Below are 2464 nucleotides of genomic sequence, written 5' to 3'. Positions count from 1 at the left end.
GGCCAGCAGGGCCTGGCGGCCGTGGTGATCGGCGACGGCACCGGCAGCGGCCCCTGGCGGCGGCGCCTGGAGCCCCTGCTGGCGGTGGAACTGGTGGATGAGCGCGGCACCACCCTGGCGGCGCGGCGCCGTTACTGGCAGCTGTTCCCCGCCCGGGGCTGGCGGCGGCTCCTGCCCCTGGGAATGCGCCAGCCCCCCCGCGATTACGACGACGTGGTGGCCCAGCTGCTGCTGGAGCGGCGCCTGGGGCGGGATCTGCCCCGGGGCAAGGCGGCCGCAGGGCCCTGATCAGAAAGAGGCCCGCACCGTGAACACGTAGTCGCCGCCGGGTTCGAGCTGGTAGTCGGCCTTGAGCAGGAAGCGCAGCAGGGCGTCCTGGATCAGGGCCCGCCCCAGGGAGGGCTCCACCTGCAGTTCGCCCCGGTCGAAGGCCCAGCGGAAGCGCCACTGGAAGCCGCCGGCGCTGATCTCCCCCTCCAGCAGGCAGGGGCTGAAGCTCTGGCGCAGCACCCGCAGCTGGGCGGTGGTGGCGGGAAGGCGGCTCACGGGACGCGGGGGCGGGGGTGGCGTCGGTGTCGATCGATGCTCTCAGGATGGCGGCGGATCGGCACGAAAACTGTTCAAACGGTTGGCTGCCTTCTCCAGCCCCACCCGCCGGATCAGGTCGATGCCCGCCTCCACCTCCTCCAGCACCGTCTCCAGCACCGGCCGGTCGGCGGCGGAGAACTTGCCCAGCACGTGCGACACGGTGCGGGCCCGCCGCTCCTCGGGCGTCTCGCCCGGCGCGCCGATGCCGATGCGCAACCGGGCGAAGGATTCGCTGCCCAGGTGGGCGATCGTGCTGCGCAGGCCGTTGTGGCCGCCGGCGCCGCCCGCGGCCCGCACCCGCAGGCGCCCCAGGGGCAGGTCCATGTCGTCCACCAGCACCAGCATCTGGGCCGGTTCGAGCCGGAACCAGTCGAGGGCGGCGCGGATCGAGCGGCCGCTGTCGTTCATGAAGGTCTGGGGCATCAGCAGCCGCAGCCGCCTGTCCCCCTGGCCGACTTCGGCCAGCAGCCCGTGCAGGCGGCCCTGGTTGCGAAAGCTGGCGCCGCCACTGCGGGCCAGCCGCTCCAGCACCATGAAGCCGACGTTGTGGCGGGTGTCGGCGTAGCGGGGGCCGGGATTGCCCAGGCCCACCAGCAGTTGCAGATCCAACGGATGGCCGTCCTCAGCTGGCGGGGCCGTTGGAGGGTGCGGCGCTCTCCTCGACCACCGCCGCCGGCGTTGCCGGGTCGGCAGCGGGCGTGATCGCGGCGGATTCGGCCGCAGGCGGCACGGCGGCGGGAGGACCGGAGATGTCGATGGGCTGCTCAGTGCCCACGGCCGTGCGGAACTCCTTCTCGAACTCCTGCGAGGCCGACTGGAAGCCCCGCAGGGTGCGCCCCAGGGTCTTGCCGAGCTCGGGCAGCCGCTTGGGTCCGAAGACCAGAAGTCCGATGGCGGCGATCACCGCCATCTCGGGCAGACCGATGCCGAAGATGTTCATGGACAGGGGGCGAGAGGAATCAGCCGACGCCGTTCCAGTTGACGTTGATGCCCTCGAGCAGCAGGGACTTGTTGTACAGCTGCAGGATCACCAGCAGGAACACCAGGAAGAGGAGCATGAACACGCCCATCACGGGGGTGGTACCCCAGCCGGGCACCACCTTTCCGTACTCGGAATTCAGGGGGCGCAGCAGGTTTCCCAGACGGGTGCGTTGGGCCATGGCAGCTCGGACCTCTCGGGCACGGGATCGCGGTGCTTACTGTAAGGGTCTTGCCGGCCGCACCGAGTTGGGCTGTCGAGAGTTGTGACGGAAGCGTGAGGCCCGAATCCTCGCCACCCCGCGCCCCCTGCCCCGCCTGAGAGCCCTCCATGGATCCCGCCGCCAGCACCTCCCCCGCCCTCTCCGTGGCCCTCGCGGTGCTCGCCGTGCTGCTGGCCCTCACCGGTTTCGGGGTCTACACCGCCTTCGGTCCGCCCTCCAAGGGCCTCACCGATCCCTTCGACGATCACGACGACTGAACCGCCGCGCTCCCCGCCGGCACGCGCCGCAGCCGCCAGTGGCCCAGCTGCCAGGGGGCCAGCGTCAGCGTCCCCTCCCCATCGCCCGACGTGATCGCGTCGTCGCCGGTGACCTGGGGCTGTCCCAAGGCATCGCAGCGCCCCAGCACGCTCCAGTCCGGGCCGGCTGAGCAGCGCCGCCGGCAGGGCCCAAGGTTCTGGATGCTGAGGAGCACGTCGCCCGATCCCGCCGCTCCTCCGTGTCCCGCGCCGTCCTCCGCCGGCAGGGGCCGCAGGGCCACCAATTGGAGGTCCTCGCCGAGGGAAGGGAACAGCACGTCGGTCGGCTCCCCAGCCTCGGCGGCCACCCCGGCCGCCGGCAGCATCGGCCGGCACCAGAGCGGCTCCCGCAGCCGGGTGGCCTGCTGGGGTGCGGCG

At 72.3% G+C, this 2464-nt stretch carries 5 protein-coding genes and 2 pseudogenes; 2 read left to right on the top strand and 5 right to left on the bottom strand.

Annotated elements, in window-relative coordinates; genetic code table 11:
• Positions 1-288 (top strand): annotated as a pseudogene (locus VB737_RS16310) (RuvC family protein); the annotation flags it as partial.
• Here the strand turns inward: VB737_RS16310 and VB737_RS16305 are convergent.
• From VB737_RS16305 to psbH, 4 genes are read right to left on the bottom strand one after another with little or no spacing between them, the layout of a single operon-like run.
• Positions 289-546, bottom strand: a complete 258-nt coding sequence (locus VB737_RS16305) for a DUF3146 family protein (protein WP_015109626.1) — start codon at positions 544-546, stop codon at positions 289-291. It abuts the pseudogene before it with no gap.
• A 42-nt stretch (positions 547-588) separates the two neighbouring features.
• A complete protein-coding gene (gene pth, locus VB737_RS16300) occupies positions 589-1197 on the bottom strand; it encodes an aminoacyl-tRNA hydrolase (RefSeq protein WP_500314503.1) in 609 nt (202 codons plus the stop codon).
• A 13-nt stretch (positions 1198-1210) separates the two neighbouring features.
• Positions 1211-1528, bottom strand: coding sequence for a TatA/E family twin arginine-targeting protein translocase (locus tag VB737_RS16295; RefSeq protein ID WP_500314501.1), 318 nt, complete (start codon positions 1526-1528; stop codon positions 1211-1213).
• 19 nt (positions 1529-1547) lie between these two features.
• A complete protein-coding gene (psbH, locus tag VB737_RS16290) occupies positions 1548-1748 on the bottom strand; it encodes a photosystem II reaction center phosphoprotein PsbH (protein ID WP_015109629.1) in 201 nt (66 codons plus the stop codon).
• Between the two features lie 149 nt (positions 1749-1897).
• On the opposite strand from psbH, the gene psbN reads away from it, so the two are divergent.
• Complete coding sequence (gene psbN / locus VB737_RS16285; RefSeq protein ID WP_015109630.1) at positions 1898-2047, top strand: photosystem II reaction center protein PsbN; 150 nt, start codon at positions 1898-1900, stop codon at positions 2045-2047.
• Here the strand turns inward: psbN and VB737_RS16280 are convergent.
• A pseudogene (locus VB737_RS16280) lies at positions 2035-2464 on the bottom strand (hypothetical protein); the annotation flags it as partial. The gene psbN and the pseudogene VB737_RS16280 overlap by 13 nt on opposite strands.

Source organism: Synechococcus sp. BA-120 BA3, assembly GCF_034931285.1.
Lineage (GTDB): Bacteria > Cyanobacteriota > Cyanobacteriia > PCC-6307 > Cyanobiaceae > Cyanobium.
This window is presented reverse-complemented; position numbering and strand designations above follow the sequence as displayed.

Bases quoted from the DNA above. Each gene is read 5' to 3' on its own strand.
- VB737_RS16295 (WP_500314501.1), bottom strand. From the start codon at position 1,528: ATGAACATCTTCGGCATCGGTCTGCCCGAGATGGCGGTGATCGCCGCC.
- psbH (WP_015109629.1), bottom strand. From the start codon at position 1,748: ATGGCCCAACGCACCCGTCTGGGAAACCTGCTGCGCCCCCTGAATTCC.
- psbN (WP_015109630.1), top strand. From the start codon at position 1,898: ATGGATCCCGCCGCCAGCACCTCCCCCGCCCTCTCCGTGGCCCTCGCG.